The organism is Paraburkholderia sp. BCC1885 (assembly GCF_900996235.1).
In the GTDB taxonomy this organism is placed as follows: Bacteria; Pseudomonadota; Gammaproteobacteria; order Burkholderiales; family Burkholderiaceae; genus Paraburkholderia.
On sequence record NZ_CAAJGM010000219.1, the window covers coordinates 1 to 19,509 of the forward strand.

Below are 19,509 nucleotides of genomic sequence, written 5' to 3' on the forward strand. Positions count from 1 at the left end.
TACATGCGTTTGACTTCACCGAACTCACGGTTGAGGACTATTGCCCCACAGCCAATCGCTTGGCCCTCACGGTCCCGCGCAACAGCAAACAAGACATTGAGTTGCTTCAACGACGCCAGGTCCAAGGCGTGACGGCTCTCGGGCGGATACAAGGTGTCCTGATAGGCATCCAGATCGGCAATGAGGGTGATCACGTCAGGTTGATCGGGTGATTCGAAGGCAATAGTCATGGACAAAGGCGAATGGGAAAATAGATTGCCGGACGCGGCAAGTCGACCAGAATACAGCATAGGCCGTCGTACTTGTGCATGCGCCTTGCTTCATAAGCCTCGGCGGTGCGCCAAGCCCGCGACACGCGCAAACGACCCGAGAGCTGTTAGCGTCCGGCTGTCACGGATCCCCTTGACCCGCTGATAGAATCCAGCGCGGAGGGAATCGTTCGCTAGTCTGAGGTAGTTATGGATTACCGCGTCAGTTACGAGTACAGCCTGAAAGATACACCGGGCGACTTTGTCGCCCGCGTACCGTCACAACTCGTAGACGACATACCGGCCAACATGCCACGCGCACTGCTCCCCGAGTACATTGCCGAGTTGATCCTGATGCGTTCGCCCCAGATCGGGAAAATCCGCTATCTGCGGGTTCTCTGACGAGAAGGCGTGTCGCCTGGCAACACGAAAGACAGATAATTTCCTGAAAGTCACCAGCCATGAATCGAATAAACAAACGAGACAAGGCGATACTTCGCGGCACCACGTGCCCCAAGCGACTCAAACCCATTCTTGCAATCGCCGGGGAGATCATGCGGGTTAAGCGCCCGAAGCCGGACACGGGGCATGTAGAACGTGTGTCCGGAAAAGCTTCCAGCGCACTCCTCGCGGGGGGCGTCGGCTGTATTCTTTTGCTGATAGTCCTCGCCCTGTTGTCGCGCTACATCAAGCTCATCGAAGTATCCCCAACTATCGCCTTCGGCCTCGGCGTTCTGGCGCAGTTGCTCTCGGCCTTATCTCTCATGGCCTTGCTCGTCTCACAGGCGGCATCTCTCTGGAGCACATGGTCCGGCCGGGCCTCGTTCGCGCTCGGGCTCGCAGAACGTGAAATGACCGTATTCGAACCATTTTTGAGCAGGCTCGCCAGCTTCGATCAGGCGGATCTCGAGTACGTCGCCGAACACCTGGCATGGCAAAAGGAAGCTTTCGATCGCCGCCGCCACGGACTTGCCGGTCCGGTGGAAAAGATCGGCATCGTTCCGTTTGTCATCGCAGCCGTGACGAGCGCCCCGCAGGTATTCAACGCACTCCGGAATGTCGGCCCAATGCCGGTACGCTGGGGCGTCGTCGGGGTTGCCGCGTGCTTTTACGGCATTGCCTGGCTGACGAGCCCCCATAGCACCAAACTAGAGCGTACTGCCTGGTTAATAAAGTGGGCGGCAGATCAGAAAAAGAGCACTGAAACGAACAGCATCACCACAATCTGACGAACGCGGAATACCACTACAGGGACTCGAGTCGAAGCGATTGATCCGCAAGCCAGCGCTCAGGAAATCCGCATCGCTTGAATACGCCCACGCTTTTGAATCAATATCGCGTCTTGTTGATTTTCGCATCTGCATGCGGGCACGAGTCAATGGCGCGCGCGATGTCCGGATCTGAACATCTAGCCGTCCGGTCCCTTGTGGATCCGCTCAACGATCAGCTCGACGAGGATGTAAGGCTCACGATCCGGGCCACCCTCTGCACGCTCGATGAGCTTTTCGTCCCCGTCGCCGGTCCACAGGCCAATGACGTCATCCACCAGCCAGGTGCCAATACCTTTGCCCAGACGCGATGCCTGTGCGGGAGCGATCTGGCTGGCAGGCTCACCACGCTCGACGAGATCAAGCATTAGCCGCGCGGGGATCACCGGCATCGTCACCCCGTCGCAAGTCGGGCCAAGAAGGAGCAGGAAGCCAGCCATCGTCTGCGCGCCCAGATCCTCGAGCTGGTCTGTCTTGAAGGGATAGTAGTCGACTGCGGAACTGCCCTTGCCCCGGTAAAGGCGCTTGGCCTGCAGCAACGATGTCCTGCGTGCGAAGCGCCGTCCTTTATCCCGCGCCTCGAAAAGCAGGCAGATATCGGCGGAAAACCGCTTCGTGCCGACACCCGCTCCCCCCTCTTCGTGTTTGCCTACTATGCGATGCTCGAGCTTCAGACTGAGTCGCTCGTTGGCGTGCGTCTCAAGCGCAAGCGCCGCCAGTCGATCCGTGATCGAGGCGAATGCCGCGCGCAACCGCTCGAACAGCACGACCACGTGGGTTTCTTCACCACTACCGAGCGTCTTGACAATCGCCGTAGCCGCGCCTCCCGCTGCCTCATCGAGCGTCGCCTTGATCAGCCGTTCGATACGGGCGTCGCCGATCCAAGTGCTAGCCGACTCAATCTGACCCACCGCGGGGGACACTTCTGTTCGCGCCGCCCGTTGTCGCGACGCGACCAGTTCGGTCACGTCTGGCTCCAGACGAACCATATCGATCACGGCCCGCGCACGGCGGCGCACGAGCTGATCCGGGTGCGCGTCAAACGCCTGCAGTGCCTGCTCCAGCGCCCCGTCATGAAGCTCCAGTACAGCAAACACTACGGCACGGTCGCACCATTTCGGGCCGAACCAGAGCAACGCCTCAGTCGTCGCCTCACGAAGCACCGCGTCATCGCCGATGACAGCCTTCAGCTCGCGGCGCCAGGATGCCCGCGTCTCTGGAGAGAGTTGCTCGAGGTCGTAGTCTGGCTCCCCAACGGGCAGAAGGCCGAACTCTTTCAATAGGGTTGCCACCCGTGCAACGTTCTCGGGCAGCGGATCAGGCAATGCTGGCCCTTCCTCACTCGCTGTATCGACCCGCCACAGTAAATGCTGCAACTGGCCCCAGAGACTTTCGCCGGCCCATGCCGCCAACAGTTGCGCGAATTCATCCCGCTTCTGGAAGGGTTCGCGCCCCGCCATTGTCTTGCGGCCCATGATAGCCGCCAAGGCCTGCTTCGCCCCATCGCAGCCGGCCGACAGGACACGCAGGCGAGAAACGCCTGCGTCGGGCGCACAGGCCCCCTGCATCAATGCCTGCAACAACAGATCTAGCAGACCGGCGTCGCTGCGCAGTCGGCTCCAGCGTTCGATAAAAGCGCTGAATGAATCAGGGGCGAACGAGAAGTTGTGTCCACAGAACCGATTGAGCGCTTCCTCATGTAGCTGCCCGACAATCGTTGGCCAGTGCGCGTCTGCCCACTTCTGTAACACGCCCCGTATGGTTTCCCGCGTGTCGTGTTCGAACAGCTCCCCTATCAAACCGTCCAGCCGGAGAAGTGTGCTACCGTCAAACGACAGGGCATCGAGACCTTCAACCATCGCGCGTGCCGCGGCGGGCGCATTCAGTGGCAGTTCGGGCGCAAACCCCAATACCTGCCTGGCGAAGTCAAAACGCAAAATGGCGTCTATCGCGTCCCGCGCAGACACGTAGTTCTCCGGTGCCTGTTGACTATCGTGCTGTTCGTCGTCCGCCCACTCGTCCATCATAGCCTCTCAGTCACTCGATCCATGTCACCCAGGTCGCCCCCGGTACAAGGGCGCAGGGTCCGGGAGAGCGCGTAGCGGTAGCAAGCATGGTCCTGCGACATCGACCTGAGCCGCACCGGCACGCGTACTCCTGCTCGATTTCGCCAGTCCGTGGTCCGTCGATCATCAGTTCGTAGTCGATGAACAATTCGTCGCCAATGGCAATGTCGCGCGCCACTTCAATGAAGACGCGACCCTCGATCTCCACGGCGATGCAGTTCGCGTCACACGCGTGGTTCAGCCATCTCGTGCTATTGCCTCCGCTGCCTCCGTCGATCACACGCCCATCGCCAAGCCCGAACAAAAAGGTGTGGCCGGTCTCGTCGCTTCGGCGATAACGGCGCGCCGCCCGGCTCCAGCTCATCACTTCATCCGTGTATTCCAGAATCTGTTCGCCTTCGCGAATCGCGCGCAGTGCGAACACACCCTTCCATGTACTGGCGAACGCCTGACACTCACACGTCTCATTGAATCGTTGTACCGGAAACTTTCCTGGTAACGCCCGTCGTCACCGGCCGTAATGCACTACCGCCGTCAGATGCATTGCCGGTTCGGCCATCGGAGCATGCCGGATAACGCACCCCATCGAAGCGATATTCACAGGAGCAAATCCTCGCGACAATGGACTATCCGCCGCGAACCTAGGCAACCAGATCCGGATCGAAACGTTCTTCGCCGAACTCATCCATCAGCTCGGCGAATTTGGCCCCGTCCCGCTCCCCCTCTTCCTCGAGAAACGGACGGCTCTGGGCTTTACGCACCGCGTTAAGGATTCGATTTCCGCGTGAAGCTGAGCGCCAAGATCAGCGAACTCAAGCGTGGCGACATGCCCGATGTTCGCGGCAATTCCTTGATCGAAGAATTTGGTCATGTCGCCTTTAACGGCGATCACACATAGAACTTGAGTGCTCCTCGCAACGACCGGCTTCCGCAGCCCGCGGAGGCGTGCTACGAGCGTAGCCACTGCACCAGTTTGTACCCCGCGTAGCCCAAGCCAGCCGCCGCCGCTACTGGCGCCGCCGCCGTAATGGCAAGACCAGCCGTCATACCACCGCCTACCACGCTGCCAATCGCAGCCAAGCCGGAGGTCATACCAGCCCCGCTTAGGCCGACGGTTCCAAGAGCCGATACCGCCGCTACAGCACCGCCAGCACCTGCCGCTGTACCGACGCTGCCACCGACCACCGCGCCAGCCACTTCGGCGGCACCGTTTCCCTTCTTCGACATCTTGAGTCTCCTTGAACATTGACGATATCGCGCATCTGAATCACCCGGGCCGCCGTCACGAATTACGTGAACATCAATTGGGCAATTACCAAGTACACGTCGGTAAACGACACGATTCGCAGGAAACTTGAGTAGATTGCGGTCTACGATGCTATTCCTACTACTCCTCGGCCGCACTCACCGTCTTTCGCGGTCGTCCAGGACCACCCAGACGCTTCTTCTTGAGCCTACCCATCGTCAACAGCCGTGACTTCAACCTGGGCTTTACCCTCACGCGCTGACCGTCTTTTGTGAAATACCACACCGCGTACCGAGCGAGCTTGCCGACTTGCACACGGCTGTTTCCGTCGATGCGGCCCACCGCCCATCGACCTTGCTTCTCAAGCTCATCCTTCTTCGGATTGATGTGGCAGTTGTGAACGTATCCACGGTTCTGGGTAATTTTCTTCCAGTAGCGTTCGATACGCTTGACCCAATACTTGGTGCTCTGCACCTTCTGGCCGTCGAAGAAGAAGATGCAGTGAAAGTGATGCGGACCATCGTCAGAGCGCTCGAGCTTCACGATATATCCGATCATGTGCTCGAATAGATCCTTGTCGACGCCGTACGGGTTATTGAAGAACTTCGCGCGGTCTCTCAACGCAGCTTCGACATCGATTCGAGCTCTGTTTTCAGCCAGCTTCGCTCGCTCGCGCTCCACATCTTGCGGCGCGGTCCAGGCGTTCGCATCGCCAATTTCCCACGCCGTACGCACAAAGGCTGCGTCTTCATTCGGCGCTACCGTCAGATAGCCCATGTCGACCCGTATAGCCAACATCTTCGAGTACTTCCTGGCTAATTCCGCAATGTATTTTCGGATCGACTTTTTCTCATCTTTCAATACAGCCTTCCAGTCAACCATTTTCTTTTTGACGTTACCGGCTATCGCCTCACGTCGTAGAAACGACACGAAACCATTGAACACCTCCGCTTCGCACAATCCGTCTTCCAGATTCCATCTCACCCCTTGAAACAGGCAATATCCAATTTTAGGATGTTTGCGAAAACACTCGAAGAACAGTTCAAGATCGGGACTGTAGGCATGTCCTTTCCAGTACAGATCCATGAACTGATGACACTGACGATAGAAGCTCGCCAGATGCGATGCTTCCGTCACCTTCTTGCGCTTGCCGTTTTGCTCGACATTGAACGGCATCAATTTCGAGTACAGCACCGCGTCCATGAACTTAATCAACCGCTTGAACAGCCAGCCGTAGTCACCTGCCTTCCAGGCTCGGTCCTCTTGGGTTCTGTGACCAAAGCATACGTTTTCTTGCTGGGCAAGCTGCTGAAGTGTTTGGTCCAGGATGTCCAGCTTATTTTTTCGGTTTAAATAAATCACAATTAACCTTATCTTATTTACACGATTTTAAACTTTCCTTTGTGATGAATTAGGCCATACCGCAGAGGTAATGATTTTACCATCCAACAAACAAAGCCAATGATCTCACTAATTACCTAAATTCAAGATCGTTTCAAACGCACGCATTTCGAGCACACGAGATCAAGAAAATTGGGGAAAATGAAGCATTATTCACCACATAATAATTAGGAGTTGTCCCGACATTTTTGCCCGATGGCATACAAAAATTCCGCCGAGTGGAAGCTCAATTTAAGTAATGCGCCAGTGGGCGGGGGAGATGCCGCTGGCGCTGTGCAGATAGCGAATCCACCGACGAAAACGACCCTGCCCGCCCCTAGTTCGAAGACGGGCATGCGCCCGCCCTGGTCGTTTACTGGCGCTTGCCCGCAATGTCGGGTAAAAGCGCCGCCCATAGTGCATCCCACAACTGGCTCTGTTCCGATCGGCTTAATTGATCTCTATATGAGCCAACCGCGACGTCAACGACGTCGGTCAGATAAGACGCCACGTCGTCATCCACAGTGAGTGGACGACGCAGAAGCTCGCGGTTAGCTTCAGTGAGTGCATATCCGAGAACTGCCGCAACCACACCTCCTCCCGCCTGCGGCTGCTCCGGTTCGCTATAACGACTGCCCACGCTCATTTCACCCGCCGTCGATTCAGGCGGCGGCACACCGGCGAGGCCTGTGCACGCGTCTACCTGTTCAAGTTGCCCAGCCTGTTCAAGCTGCTCAACCTGCTCAAGTTGCTCACCGTTTTGCGGCGTCGGGTACTGTGCCTGCATCGCCGGCTGATACCCCATGTGCGGCATCTGCGGAGACGGGTATCCGCCGGGCGAACTTTGCGCGTACAACGGGTTGGACATGAATGGCAGCCCACTTGGCATATCCATCGGGCTAAAGCCATTCGATTGGCCTGGCTGGCTGAATTGGGCCGCAAGACGGTTATCCAGCGCCCAGCACCAGTGATGCATGCCGATCGGCCGGAACTTGCTCATCCCCATTTCCGCTGACGCCCGGCGCACCGTGGCCCATGACAGACCTGCATCACGAGCCATCTGGCCAATTTCTTCGACTGGCTTAGGACCGCCCGCAAGCAAGCTCGCCAGGAATGCAGTTGCCTCCTGCTTGCGGTCCTCGCGGCCGGTCGCGGTGGCGCCCTCGGCATCACCCAGAATCTCCCGCGGCGAGCCCGCAAGCGGGCCATCCCAAGTGACCTTCGAGCTATGCGCGACGCAACCTTGGGTGATCAGAACATCGACAGAATCAATATGGTAGGCAAAACCACCCTCGACCGGACCGAGGTTAGACTTTGCCCGCACGAGCACACTGCGGGGCGTGCCGTCCTCGCCTCCACTCTCATCTCGCGCAACTACCCACGCGATGCGCGACAACGCGCCGATCGCCACGCTGCCATTGATGCGATCGAGGGGGTCTTTCTTTTTCGAGCCTTTGTTTACGTGCGTCAGACCAAGAATCGCGCAACTGGTACGTTCAGCAAGTGCAACCAAAGGGTCAAGCGCCTTGCGCACGCGGCTATTGTTGTTGGACGCCGGAATGGCATGGGCGATCGAATCGATGATGATAAGCACAACGTCGCCACGGTGGGTTACGGCTGCTTCCAGTCCCGGCAGGTCGGTCTCGAAGTCGAACGTACGATTACGGCCCCCGCGCTCCTTCCCGCCGTACAGCACCAGTACACGACGTAGATCAGCACCGGCTGCGGCAAGGCGCGGCATGACCGTATCTTCCACGCTATCCTCGCATGTCCAGATAACGATAGTCCCAACTGGGGCCATCGTTCCGTCCGGCAAGGTGCCGCCGATCGTAAAGGCCGCACCAACGGCAATTGCAAGCGTGGTCTTGCCCGTCGCTGGCGGTCCCGCGAGGATATGAAACTTGCCGCGCGCGAGCCAGAACTTCCACAGCCAGAGGATCGGCAGCATTGGGATTTCGCTAGCGGGCACAAGTTCGACGCCATTTCCACCACCGCCAGAGTTTCCGCTGGCCGCCTTAAGATGGCCAGATGGAATCGCGCTCGGTGACGAATGGCCCGAATTCATTGCGGTTACGCCTTGGAAGTGCATGTTCATGCTGCCTCCCCTTCGACGAGAGCGCGAATTTTCACGGCCGGCCACAGCAAGCGACGGCCGACTTTCTTCGGCGCGACTCCCAGGAACGCTCCCGTTGTCGCATAGGCGGTGCGGAGCGTCTTCGGCTTTCGACGCAGGTAATCGGCAGCCTCGCTGGTACTCCAGAATGGCAGCGCAAGAAATGCTGCAGGGCAGTAAAACGGTTGAGCGATCTCGACTGCATTAGCTTTTTCGCGATCACGCGTAGCGGCCTGATCGGCAAAGATGTCCCCGATGTCACCAAATGCCTCGAAAAATGGTTCGTCACGCATTGCGGCCTCCATTGTTTTGATTGGGTACAACCCGCAGCGCCAGCAGTTCGCGGCGAAGTTGAGCGGCCGTTGCCTGCGCGCAACCAAGGTGGTTCCGGATGCCTGCCACAGTGGCCTGCACCTTGCCTTCCGAGACGTCGCGCCTCAGCAGCATGAGCTGGGTGTCGATCCCGATCGGTGAGGAGCAGCGCGTAATACGGCTGTCGGCGTCCGCGGCTTCATCAGCATTAACGTGCTCACGCTCAAGGCCGCTACTGGAAGCGACAACAGCGGCGTTCACGGCATCACCGCCGAGACGACGCACGGGCATCACCAGGTACCAGCCAAGGACGCCAATGCCGTCGAGCACGCCCGCATACACGAGGTCGAGGAGCAGGCTCACGCTCGTTTTGCTCAGTCCCGTCAGGTCCGCTAGTTGCACCATTACTGGGTCGTCACGCATCGCGTCACGCTGTTGCTGCGTCCGGTCGACCTGTGCGGCCTGACGATCTTCGGCCGCTTCGCGCCGCTTTGCCTCGTCAGATTCGATCGCGAGCGCATCGAGCGTCGCAGTGAGCGTGGCGCGACGCAAATGCTCGCTGGTGCAATTGCCGCTGCAGCGATGGTTGTCTATGAGAGCCAGTGTCTTGCGCGCGCTCGCCTGATCCTGGGCGATGCCAGTCAGGCTGCGCACCGTCATGTCGGCCAGCGGTACATGCACAGCATCTGGCACACTCTCAGCCCGGCGCGCGCCCGCATGCTGCTGCGCAAGCTGGAAGAACGAGATCTGGCTGCTAAGCGTGACCGCCAGACCCGCCGTGCAAAGGACAACCACCAGGCCACGCACCGAAAACGACTGCCCCCGACTCAGCGCAGGCAACAGATGCAGGCCGGCAACAGCCACGACCGGAAGAGCCGTGCACGCGAGCCGTTCCGCGAACGTAGCGCCACGCTCCAGACCCGAGAGCGCCGCTATGCCGAGCGACGTCGCCGTTGCGGTGCCCGCCAGAGTGACCTTCGCGACTTGCATCGAATTGCGTTTCACGGGGGGGAACGGCGCACGGCGGTCGCCTGCATCGTCGCCCTGTTTAACGGCCAGCGGCGCGCGATTGAAAAACGGTAGGATACGCGCGGCCATTTAGATAGCCTCGCCACGCAGAAACTTCTCGACGGCCTGTGCGTCCCACATCAGCCGGCGGTTGGGCAGTTTGATGGGCTTCAGCCCGAAGTACGTACCCGTCTCCGAATAGCGCTTACGGACCGACTGAGCCAGGACGCCCACCGCTGCAGCCATGGCATCAGTGGTAAGCGGGCCATTGCGGGGGGAACGTGCCCGTTGCGTATGGTCTGGCCCGACTGCTGAATTTGCCACGGTCTGATACTGCTGTACGGCACCTGTCGCCGTGTTGCCTGCGTTGCTGTTCATGAAGCTCTCCATATATGAGCGAAATAGCGAAGTGTGGTTTCGCGCTATGTGGAGTTGCAGCGGTCAACGTCGAGGACCGTCAACCGCTGCAACTCCACAACGTTCAGCGCATAACGGAATTTATGGAGTTTGTTCGCCCGAGTCGCCTCGATGTACGCGAATGTACGCGGTCGTGCGCTATCGACCCTGAAAGGGGTGGCAGGGAGAAAAGCAATGGGGTGGGGGAGGCTCGCGCCTTGCCCGGAATGCGCCCAGTGATGCGGACAATCTTCGGGATGCCATGCGATAACAGCTTGGCAAATGCAATTGGGGGCAGATTTCGATCTGCCCCCATCCGCCAGAAACGATGCTGGTGTCGCAGCCTACTGCGGCGGCGCGAAGTGTTTTGCCTTTAGCCTGTTCAGTTGCACGCGCAATGAATCCCGCTTGAGGATATACAAGCTTCCGTCTTCCATCTTGACAGGCAGAGTCTTGCCGGGCACGTACTCCTTGTTCGATCTGTCAATCGCGTCTCGATCGAGCAAAATGCGGATCACCCGGGGAAAGATGACCTCGATCGCGTAACGGTCCTTGTGTTCGGAAACGGCTTCACGTTGCGCCGCGACGATGTCCGAATCCAACGGATGCCAACGGCCTTCGTCTCCAATGTCGGTCAGCTTTTGAAACGACTCCACGACGCTAGTCGGCAGGATAGTCCTGTTCGATTCAAGTCCATTCAGCTTCAGAAAAACATCGAGCCAGACCCGATCAAAGAAACGGATTTCCTCATTCCGGCAAAGCTCTTCAAGCCATGCCAGGAAAGTAAACGGCTCGAGGGCCAGCTCGTACTTTGCCTCATCCTCGCATTCGTTATCCCAGTGTCTAAGCACCCTTCGTGCATCCAGAAAGCGCGCTGAGCCGGTCGTCACCAGCATTTCGCCGTCAAGTCCGCGCAAATGCCGCTGATTGTGCTCTGGGATGCTTTCCTCGCCTGCTTCGTCTATTTTCCAAAGACCATGAAGCAGCTTGTCGAATTGCTTCACCCAGAACGACGCAGGTTTTTCCGAATGTTCAGAGTCATCGAGAGCATTGGTCCAGTAGTCAGTCGGAACAATTCCCGACATGAGTAAAGCCCCCATGATTGGAGTCCATGTCTCGAAGCTGTAGTAGTACTTTGCCGCGTTTTCCACCTTCAGATTGAAATCGATCGTCTCTGATCCTGGGAGAATTACCGTGGTCGCCATAGTTGTATTTGAATGAATGTTTTCGATGTATTTCGATGAAATGGTCGAGACACAGAATGCCCCCACCGCGACCAGTCGTAATCGCTAGCCCCTGCTGCGCGACGACAATCCGGTAAGGCCGATCGCCCCGAACGACGGATTTTATCGCGCGCTTGTGCACTTTGCAGGGACGTGGGCATGCCAATCGAATGTCGAGCAAAAGAACGGCGTCATCGGCGATGATTTGGCGACACCGCCGTGCTGGAAAGGTCGATCCGACCGGCGCAGCGCAATATGGATGTATCGGCTCGTGACGACAGCCCTATGGTTGACGTTTGCGAGTACTGTACGGACTATGTCGACAATGCCTCGGAGGAGATTCCGGCGTGTTCTAGCATCCACGCCTCGATCTTGTCGTGCCACATGCGCAGCAAGTCGAGCGGACGTCGACGATAGTGCTTCTCGGCGATCGCGGACGGCTTGTGCCCCTGAATCTGTGCCACGACTCCCACCGGACATTCAACCCATTCCGACAACGTGCCGAACGAGCGGCGCAATCCGTGCAGAGTGACATGAGGCAAGTCCCCGGCGACAAGCGCCTGGTTATGCGCGATCCGCGGCTCGGCGATCTTACCGTCCGCGGCCGTCTTGCTCGCAAACACCCAGGGCGAAGGCGACCAGTGCTCACCCTTTTCTGCGAGCCGCACCGCCTGCCGCTTATTCGGCGGAATCTCGTTCAGTCGCTTAAGATTGAGCAGCAAACTTGCCAGATAAGGCGTGAGCGGAATAGTGCGACCCCCTGTCCCCTCAACCTTGTCATTCATGGTAAGGCTGCGCCAGCGGAAATCGACATCATCCCAACGCAGCGAAGCCAATTCCTCCCGACGAGCGCCCGTAATTAAAAGTCCCTGCAGGTAAGCTGAGATCACTGGGTTGGATATGCAACGCGCTGCCGCGAACCACGGCGATAGCTGTTCGCGTTGCAAGCAGTCAACCTTGGTTTGCGGTTTCATCAAGTGCTCGCGTATTCCTCGGTTCGAGCAGATCTCCAGTGCCGCCAAGCCAGCGTATTCGCTTTGATCTTCGCACCAGGTGATAAATGCCCGCAACAGAGCAAACGCTAAACGTGCTCGAGCTGGCCGTTGCTGCGTTTCCAACTCGAGCCATGAGTCAACTCGCTCGCGACTCAACGACGACAGAGGCAATGGCATAAGAACGGCCAACGGTCCAGCAACAATCTGTGCCTTTCCACGCTTCGTTGGACGCCCGCCCGCCTCGGCCAAGCGGATATGGTCCTGATAATGTCGCTCCGACCATTTCGGCTTGCGAGCAATCAAATATGTCTTCCAAGCATCTTCAACCGCCACATCCTGCCGGCGCACCTCTGCCCGCCTCGCTTCATGAGCGGCGCGCTGCTCGGCTTTGACCTCGCGCGGGTCCTTACCGTCATCGATCAGGGTCTTGAGGCGGCTGGCTTCGGTACGGGCCTTACCAAGCTCCCATACGCGGGCATCTCCGATAGTCACCCGGATCGTCTTACCGAATAGGCGCGACTCGAATATATAAGCACGCGCCCCTGCTTCGGTTATGCGCAGTCCAAACCCGGGGGTCTTTGCATCCCAAAAAATGCTTTGCTGCTTGCCAGGCTCACATTGAAGACTTTCCACCCGTGCCGCCGTCAAGTTCTGCTTTGCCATCGATTCCTCATGTAGGCACCATGTAGGCATATCCTAGGGAAACTTGTCCATCTTAGTCAACATCGAATTTGCGTGAAACATCTACAAAGCCTTATAATTCAGGGCTCCCAACGCCTACACGGAAACCGATCCACACAAAGGTACGCCGACTCTTTCGGAATCATAATCCGCAGGTCCGGGGTTCGAATCCCTGATTCGCCACCAGATTTAAAAAGGCCTTGCTTTGCAAGGCCTTTTTTCATTCCGACGCGTGGCAAACACCTCAGGGTGCGTCTCCATCAGGAGTTCGCCACATGCTGACGCCCTACCTCGCCTCCCGGCTACGTCGCACGCCCTACGGCGTCTTTCATTTCCGCATCGTGCTGCCCCCTCACCTCGCCGCTGTTGCCGGCAAAAAAGAGGTGTGGCGGTCGCTGCGCACCCGCGACCCCGAGCAGGCTAAACTGTTCGCATACCTGCTCAATGCCCGTTTCGCCATGTTGAAAAAACCGAGCTTGGCCGACCTGCTTACCCTTACACCGGACGACATCCAGCAACTGACGATCCATGGTCTTCACGTCGGCGGATTCAAGGCAGAGCGCGTCGAACTGGACAGCACCACACCGGAGACGTTGCAACGCGATCAGGAGGCCCTGAAAGGCCTGATTTCGGCCTTCGGCACGCTCCCCGCATCGCCATCGACGGCGACGCCGGAAGAAACGGCGGCGGCTGCAACTGAGGCGGCGGAACTGGCCGCCATCCGCCGGGCAGGTCTCTCGAAGCCGCTCGACCAGTGCGTGCGGTTATACCTGGACAGCAAGGCGGGGGAGATCTCGCCCGCCAGCACAAAGGACTACACGAACGCACTGGCGGTGTTCATGCGCTGGGCCGACGGTGCCACGCCCATCGGGTTTTGCGACTGGGATTTCGTTCGGGGCTATTTCGACTTTTTGCAATGGCTGCCCACCAACTACGAAAAACGGAGGAAGAAGGAGTTCGGCAATCAGGACGCCCGCACGTTCGTGGCCGCAGCCCAGACCCGGAACGAGCGCCCGACGGGGGTCATGAGCGTCCAGACCCGCAAGCAGCAGCAACGGGTGCTGAACGGCTTCTTCGAGTGGACGCGGGAGGCTGGGCTGCTCACGGGTCCGAACCCGGCAGCGGCACAGGTCAAGCTCTCGAAGTCCCAGCGCACGAAGATCAATGCCGGCCGGGGTTACCTGCCGTTTTCACCGGACGAGCTGCGGACGATGTTCGAGCCCGAACGGTTCCTCAGGTTTGCCCAGACGCCGGAAGACTTCTTCCTGCCTCTGCTGGGGCTTTACACCGGCGCACGCATGAACGAGCTGGCCCAAGCCCGTTTGAAAGACCTGCGACGGGCTGGCGACCGCTGGTTCCTGGACATCCAGCCGGACCATACGGGGGACAGCGAAACCGAAACCCGCGTCAAAACGGTGGCGAGCGTCCGCTCTGCCCCGCTGCACCTCGATCTGGTCATGCTTGGCCTGATCGCCTACGCAGAAGAGTTGCGGGAGAGGGGGGCAGTCCGGCTGTTCCCGCACCTGCCGCGCGACGCAAAGGGCAAACACACCAAAAACCCGTCCCGGCGGTTCGCGGCCTACCTGGTGGAGCTGGGCATCAAGGACGACAGGCGGAAGGCTTTTCCGTCGTTCCGCACCACGCTGATCCGTCGGATGAAGGCCGCCGGTGTCGCAAAGGACGCCCGAATGGAGCTCGTCGGTCACGCCCCGCGTGACGTGCACGACGGCGTGTATGCCGGCCAGTTTGAGGATGAGTTTCTGGCAACCCAGACACTCGACAAGGCCCGTTTTGACGAACTGGACACGGTGGGCCTTGCCGTCGAACTGCCGGAGCGCCTCGCCCGGTTCGTCGCCGTGGCCCTGGGAACGGAGCGCACGGTCCGAAAATGAGCGATGGGGCGGCGCGCGCCCGCTTTTCCTGCTCAGGGCTCTACCGCGCGCTGTCGCGCGCCTGCCGGCAATGCGATGGGTTTTACTGTGCCCTAAGATGGTGGCCGGTAGCCCTTCGGGTGCCTACGGCCTGTAACCTGCGGTGAGCCTCCGGCCTGTGCCCGAACATGTTGGCCCAACAGGGGGAATGGTACGGTTTTGCTTCCCCTGGACCCGGCAAGCCCCGGTCGATCCCGACCGGGCCAAGCCGGGAAAGTCTTATCCCTGCACGGGCCCGGGTGGGGGCGCTTGCATGGGATGACTTTGCCCGCTTGGCCCGAACCTGTCCGAAGACGGCGGGCACTACGCCGGGAGTGAGAGCGCTGCGCTGCTCACTTGCGGACAGTTCAAGGCGCGCAGCGCCCCCGGTGCCGGGTCTGTCCACCCCCATGACAGGGGCGTCTTTCCGTTGACGCTGTGCACCGTGTCCTGACCGTCGCCAGGCGCTTTCCCGCTCATCGCGTCTCACCCATTCAACACCGAGCCGTCGAGGCACACGATCCGGGCCAGTTTGAGCCATACCCGGAGCCTTACGCGGGACGAAGTGTTGCGGGACGGATCATGCGCTGGGCGCATGGTTCAAGGTTGTCGACTCCCGGTCGCTTTCGCTGACCAGTCGACGCTGGGGGTTGGTTACCCCGGCGCGCACTTGTTCGAACCTCCGGCTGCTCCTCTGTCGGCGCGCTGGGGACTGGACCATGTGGGCGGAAACTTGACCTGTGGCCTGGGTGCGGTAGGATGGTTCCGCGGGGCCGAAGTGGGTTGTCGTAGCGCACACTACACGATCCAGTTCCCGATGCAGCAACATCGCGGAACCGCAACCCCACACTACGAAAGCCACGGCCCCCTGTCAACAGGGGGCCGTGGCACGTCTGGGGCTTGCGTTTTCGCGCGGATCTGTTTGGATGGGCGACCATCCCCGGAGCTCCGCCATGCGCCCCTATGCCTCGCAAAACGACGCCGACCGCCTAACCATCAAGGATCTGTGGTTTTACGCCTACATCGCCGCCTTGCACCGGGTCGAGCCCATCGCAGCGCGCATGATCGCCGATGAGGCCGTCCAGGTAGCGCATGAACGCTGGAAGAACGCACCAGCGATGAAGTGCTGGGACTACCTGCACAACTATCCGGTGGGAGCCGACATTGGTAACTCACAGGACACGCCCGAGCAGGCCTGACCTTTAAAGCCGACCGCCGGGCGGTTTCCAGCCCGCGCCAGCCTTCGTTTCGGTCGCTTTGAGAATATGAGCTTCAGCCTTTGTCAAAGCGACAAAAAGCGAGATGTCCGTCGCCAACGGCGAGGAATCCCCTATCTTGAAAACTCTGAAGTATTTCACGGTGGCCTTCACGGGGAGGATGATCTGATTCTGATCGTCCACCGGAACTGATATTACGCAATCGGCCGTGTATCCTGGCGGCAAGTCCGCGACGCATGGGACCTCGATGTCGATAGTTTCGGTCATACGTTTCCTTTTTATAGGTGTGAACTGACAATATTGTTTGACACGGAGTTTTCTGTTTAATCAAGGACATAAACCCCCCATCCTCGGCAAGGCATTCAAATAGAGTTAGACGGCATTTTCGACGCCAAGCACCCGCGTGTGGACATTGACGTCTCCGCCGAACTGTTTCTTCCTTGCCCGTCACAAGTCTGATCGCTATCCAAGTTACTTCAACGGCTCCAAGCCGAGGCGGCACTCAATTTCCGTCACAAGTTTGTCAACTGCATCGCCCGACGTAGACTGAGTGCCATAGACGTAGGTGGAAAGACCCCGGAGTTTCGTAGCGGCAACCTTGATAGATTCCCGTGGGTGCAAGCTAAAAACTCTAGACAGGAATGGGTAGCACGAGCACGGTATCATTTCTACGCGGGCAAGAAGGTCACAGGAGCTTCGCAATAATGCTTCATGCGCCTTCTGGGACCACTCCTCGCTCCTTGCCGCCGGCGTGCGTATTGCTGCTGCGTGGAACGCCAAATTGAACCTGACCTCACCGACGGACTTCTTCAGTTCGTGCACCGGTTCGATGAGAATCTTCGAAACAAGCTGCCCGACGACATAGACAATCACACTTCCGAAAATCGTGAGGGCCGAGGTTGCGATCGCTGACATTGAAAACCTCCGGGTATCCGTTTAAATTGGTTTTTGTTTCGAACTCTATTGCTCGTTCACAATAGGGCAGAAGAACCCCATTTCCCGTCAAGGGCTGCCCGATGGAGCATGCCAAGTGTTATCGGTTCTCGTTGTCGGGTTTGGGATTTTCGCAGAACCCAGCGCTGGAACAGGGAATACAACCCGCCTTCCCCTTCCATCAGAAAGTAGCGGTGAAAATCGAAATCGCCCGGATCGATTTGAAACCGTTCAAAAAAACGTTCTATGAAATCGTTCGCCTCGTCACCGGTCTGGCCGAGGTCTTCCCATAACCGTGTGTCACGGGTCAACAGTTTCGAAGGACTTAGCCCGACCTCGGCCCGGACGAAGGCCTCGATGGCTTCCCACGATACGTTTTCCATCAGAACACCCGGTCCTCGGGCTTGACCAGACGGTTGTATTTGAGAACCGTGTGGTAGACGATCATGAACGCATCACGGGAGAGCAGCACCCACCCCAGCCCCGGCACGGCTCGACCGATGAACACGCTCAGCTTGCGGGTCAGAATAATGCGGAGGGATTTGATGCTGGCCAGCGTCAGCGTTGGGAGCAGTCGCCGTCGGAACTCAAAACGGAACAGCGAGCGGGACATGACGGAGGCGACAGACGTTCCTTTGGTGGCCCCGGCAAACTTTCCGCGCGTTGGCAACATCGGCCAGCCCGACAGAACCAAGATCACGCCCTCGATGTCATCGATTCCCAGCTGCTCGCAGGTTTCTTGCGCGGCGATGAAAAAGAACAACTCGACGGGTGAGAGGTCCCGGTGGCCCGAATACCAGTAGGTGTTCGCCATTTTGTTCATACGAAAAAGACGAGCGGCCATTCTAGCAGGCGCCCGGCGCCTCTGAGGTGGGTTGCGGACCCGCCAGAACCTGCCATCCTGGATAGGTAGCCCCCGATCGGCAGGACCTGTATATGCCACCCCGCAAAACCCGTATGCTTTTGTCATTGTCGGACGGTCATGGACCGTCCGACAATGAGGGGAGAGGCCAAACAAAGTTTGGACTCGACCGGGACCGTAGCGAAAGCGGAGGTCCCTTGCGTGGTTGCGAGAGCAAACACGCACCGGCTCGAAGCGGGAGCGTAGAGCCGAGCCCGAAACGCGAGAGCGGTTCGGGCGGCTCACAGACTGACACCCCTGTGGCAGGCTGTGAGCACGCGTTCACGCATGTTCTGCGTGAACGCGAAGCCGCAGCACGTCGGGATGCGGAGCACAGCACCAAGCCATGGACGCTTCACGCCGACCAGCAGACGAAAAACATACTGGCGGACTGCCCAGAGCGCAACGTATCGACAGCAACGGCGGCAAAATACCGGCGGGAGTATGACCGACTACGCGCCGACGGCCTGACAGCGCTGGAAAAGGCGACCACCCGCAACCACCACGACCTGCTGCGCACGGCCTCCCGTTACTGCATGGAGGCCGACGTGCGCGCGCTTCGCCGTCAGGCGGAGCGCGCGCGCCGGGCTGAGCACATCGGGCAGGCACAACGGTTGACCGTCGAAGCGTGGAAGCTGGCGGCGGAGATGGACGTGCAGTTCCTGCAACCGGACCGCCTGACGTGGAAACACAAGGCGCAGGCGATGCGGGATGCGGGAGAGGTGGTGGTGTCGAAGTCGAAGCGCGACACGCGCCCGCCGCCGCCGTCCCTGGCGGTGGCGGCGCTGCTCACGACCGGGCAACACGGCACGAAACTGGCAGAACGGCACGCTGAGCAGCTGGCGTTGCTGGCGCTGTTCGGGATTCGCCCGTCGGAGCTGCTGCGGGGCGTTGCGGTATCGGTCGCGACGAACCCAGCGAACGGCCACCTCTTCATCACCGCTACGATCAAAGGCGCAAAGGTCAACGAGCAGCGCGGACAGGCGGTGCGGCAGTTGGTGGTGCCGGTCGACAACACCTCCGCCCGGGGCCTCGCGCAGACGGCCCAGGAACGCGGCGGGGCGTTCGTGGTCAAGACCACGGACGCCGACCACCGGAGTTTGAACAGGGGGCTGAAAGCATCGGGCCTGTCCTGTTACTCGTTTCGGCACGCCGTCGCCAGCGAACTGAAAAAGCAGATGGCGGCCCGCCCGGACACGGCGCAGCGTGCCGCGACCTTCATGGGACACACGAGCACGAAAAGCCTCATGAGTTACGGGCGCGCGTCACACGCCCGGGGCGGCCGAAAATTCGGAGCCAAGGCGGATCGCAGCGTGAAGAGTGCGCCGGTAACCTACGGCCAGAAGGCCGCCGCCAGACAGGCCCGGGCGACGACCCAGAGGGCCGCCGTCCGGCAGGTTCATGCGCCAACTCAGGCGGTCGTCCCACGGATACCAAAACCTGGGTCGCTGTCGCTCCTGGTCCCGAAGCCCGTGCTGACGATTCCACGCGGGCCTAAACCGCCGGGGCAGCGTTGATTTACCCCGGGTCGGAGCGGCGGGTCAAGGAGCCGCGCAGCGGCCCCGGAGGGCTCGTCCTTGACGCGTCGAACCGGCCCTCCACGCTCGAGCAT

General features: G+C 59.4%; 19 protein-coding genes and 1 pseudogene. 5 read left to right on the top strand and 15 right to left on the bottom strand.

Translation table 11 applies throughout. The features are described from left to right. A pseudogene (locus tag FQ755_RS24590) lies at nucleotides 1–230 on the bottom strand (GNAT family N-acetyltransferase); the annotation flags it as partial. Between the two features lie 228 nt (nucleotides 231–458). Between FQ755_RS24590 and FQ755_RS24595 the strand changes: the two are divergent. Then, on the top strand, nucleotides 459–650 hold the full coding sequence (locus FQ755_RS24595) for a hypothetical protein (protein ID WP_144157620.1): 192 nt from the start codon (nucleotides 459–461) through the stop codon (nucleotides 648–650). Between the two features lie 59 nt (nucleotides 651–709). Continuing rightward, nucleotides 710–1,477: a hypothetical protein gene (locus FQ755_RS24600; protein WP_144157621.1), complete on the top strand. Its 768-nt coding sequence runs from the start codon at nucleotides 710–712 to the stop codon at nucleotides 1,475–1,477. A gap of 179 nt (nucleotides 1,478–1,656) precedes the next feature. Here FQ755_RS24600 and FQ755_RS24605 read toward each other — a convergent pair whose 3' ends face one another. The 10 genes from FQ755_RS24605 to FQ755_RS24650 all read right to left on the bottom strand — a co-directional run bounded on the left by FQ755_RS24605 (nucleotide 1,657) and on the right by FQ755_RS24650 (nucleotide 12,918). Then, nucleotides 1,657–3,543 (bottom strand): hypothetical protein, encoded by a 1,887-nt coding sequence (locus FQ755_RS24605; RefSeq protein ID WP_144157622.1) that lies wholly within the window; start codon nucleotides 3,541–3,543, stop codon nucleotides 1,657–1,659. A 10-nt stretch (nucleotides 3,544–3,553) separates the two neighbouring features. Continuing rightward, on the bottom strand, nucleotides 3,554–4,006 hold the full coding sequence (locus FQ755_RS24610) for an SET domain-containing protein (protein ID WP_313957473.1): 453 nt from the start codon (nucleotides 4,004–4,006) through the stop codon (nucleotides 3,554–3,556). Between the two features lie 524 nt (nucleotides 4,007–4,530). After that, entirely contained in the window at nucleotides 4,531–4,809 is a 279-nt protein-coding gene (locus FQ755_RS24615; protein ID WP_144157623.1) for a hypothetical protein, read from the bottom strand. A gap of 160 nt (nucleotides 4,810–4,969) precedes the next feature. Beyond that, the gene (locus FQ755_RS24620) at nucleotides 4,970–6,190 is read right to left on the bottom strand and encodes an inovirus Gp2 family protein (RefSeq protein WP_260858848.1); all 1,221 of its coding nucleotides are present in this window, start codon (nucleotides 6,188–6,190) and stop codon (nucleotides 4,970–4,972) included. Between the two features lie 391 nt (nucleotides 6,191–6,581). Next, entirely contained in the window at nucleotides 6,582–8,303 is a 1,722-nt protein-coding gene (locus tag FQ755_RS24625) for an AAA family ATPase (RefSeq protein WP_144157625.1), read from the bottom strand. Further along, nucleotides 8,300–8,614, bottom strand: a complete 315-nt coding sequence (locus FQ755_RS24630) for a hypothetical protein (RefSeq protein ID WP_144157626.1) — start codon at nucleotides 8,612–8,614, stop codon at nucleotides 8,300–8,302. Before FQ755_RS24630 ends, FQ755_RS24625 begins: the two co-directional genes overlap by 4 nt. Continuing rightward, the gene (locus FQ755_RS24635) at nucleotides 8,607–9,731 is read right to left on the bottom strand and encodes a hypothetical protein (protein WP_144157627.1); all 1,125 of its coding nucleotides are present in this window, start codon (nucleotides 9,729–9,731) and stop codon (nucleotides 8,607–8,609) included. The genes FQ755_RS24630 and FQ755_RS24635 overlap by 8 nt, the downstream gene beginning before the upstream one ends. After that, nucleotides 9,732–10,019: a hypothetical protein gene (locus tag FQ755_RS38300; protein ID WP_260858849.1), complete on the bottom strand. Its 288-nt coding sequence runs from the start codon at nucleotides 10,017–10,019 to the stop codon at nucleotides 9,732–9,734. Between the two features lie 362 nt (nucleotides 10,020–10,381). Next, entirely contained in the window at nucleotides 10,382–11,242 is an 861-nt protein-coding gene (locus FQ755_RS24645) for a hypothetical protein (protein WP_144157628.1), read from the bottom strand. A 332-nt stretch (nucleotides 11,243–11,574) separates the two neighbouring features. Continuing rightward, the gene (locus FQ755_RS24650) at nucleotides 11,575–12,918 is read right to left on the bottom strand and encodes a tyrosine-type recombinase/integrase (protein WP_144157629.1); all 1,344 of its coding nucleotides are present in this window, start codon (nucleotides 12,916–12,918) and stop codon (nucleotides 11,575–11,577) included. 293 nt (nucleotides 12,919–13,211) lie between these two features. On the opposite strand from FQ755_RS24650, the gene FQ755_RS24655 reads away from it, so the two are divergent. After that, nucleotides 13,212–14,828 (top strand): site-specific integrase, encoded by a 1,617-nt coding sequence (locus FQ755_RS24655; protein ID WP_144157630.1) that lies wholly within the window; start codon nucleotides 13,212–13,214, stop codon nucleotides 14,826–14,828. A 971-nt stretch (nucleotides 14,829–15,799) separates the two neighbouring features. Next, entirely contained in the window at nucleotides 15,800–16,045 is a 246-nt protein-coding gene (locus tag FQ755_RS24660; protein WP_144157631.1) for a hypothetical protein, read from the top strand. Between the two features lie 3 nt (nucleotides 16,046–16,048). Here FQ755_RS24660 and FQ755_RS24665 read toward each other — a convergent pair whose 3' ends face one another. From FQ755_RS24665 to FQ755_RS24680, 4 genes are all read right to left on the bottom strand, one after another. Next, complete coding sequence (locus FQ755_RS24665) at nucleotides 16,049–16,330, bottom strand: hypothetical protein (protein WP_144157632.1); 282 nt, start codon at nucleotides 16,328–16,330, stop codon at nucleotides 16,049–16,051. Nucleotides 16,331–16,534: 204 nt separating this feature from the next. Continuing rightward, entirely contained in the window at nucleotides 16,535–16,978 is a 444-nt protein-coding gene (locus FQ755_RS24670) for a hypothetical protein (protein ID WP_144157633.1), read from the bottom strand. 56 nt (nucleotides 16,979–17,034) lie between these two features. After that, entirely contained in the window at nucleotides 17,035–17,379 is a 345-nt protein-coding gene (locus FQ755_RS24675) for a DUF1493 family protein (protein ID WP_144157634.1), read from the bottom strand. After that, nucleotides 17,379–17,810, bottom strand: coding sequence for an STM2901 family protein (locus FQ755_RS24680; protein WP_260858850.1), 432 nt, complete (start codon nucleotides 17,808–17,810; stop codon nucleotides 17,379–17,381). The genes FQ755_RS24675 and FQ755_RS24680 overlap by 1 nt, the downstream gene beginning before the upstream one ends. 347 nt (nucleotides 17,811–18,157) lie before the next feature. On the opposite strand from FQ755_RS24680, the gene FQ755_RS24685 reads away from it, so the two are divergent. Then, entirely contained in the window at nucleotides 18,158–19,414 is a 1,257-nt protein-coding gene (locus FQ755_RS24685) for a site-specific integrase (protein WP_144157635.1), read from the top strand. Nucleotides 19,415–19,509 lie beyond the last annotated feature (95 nt).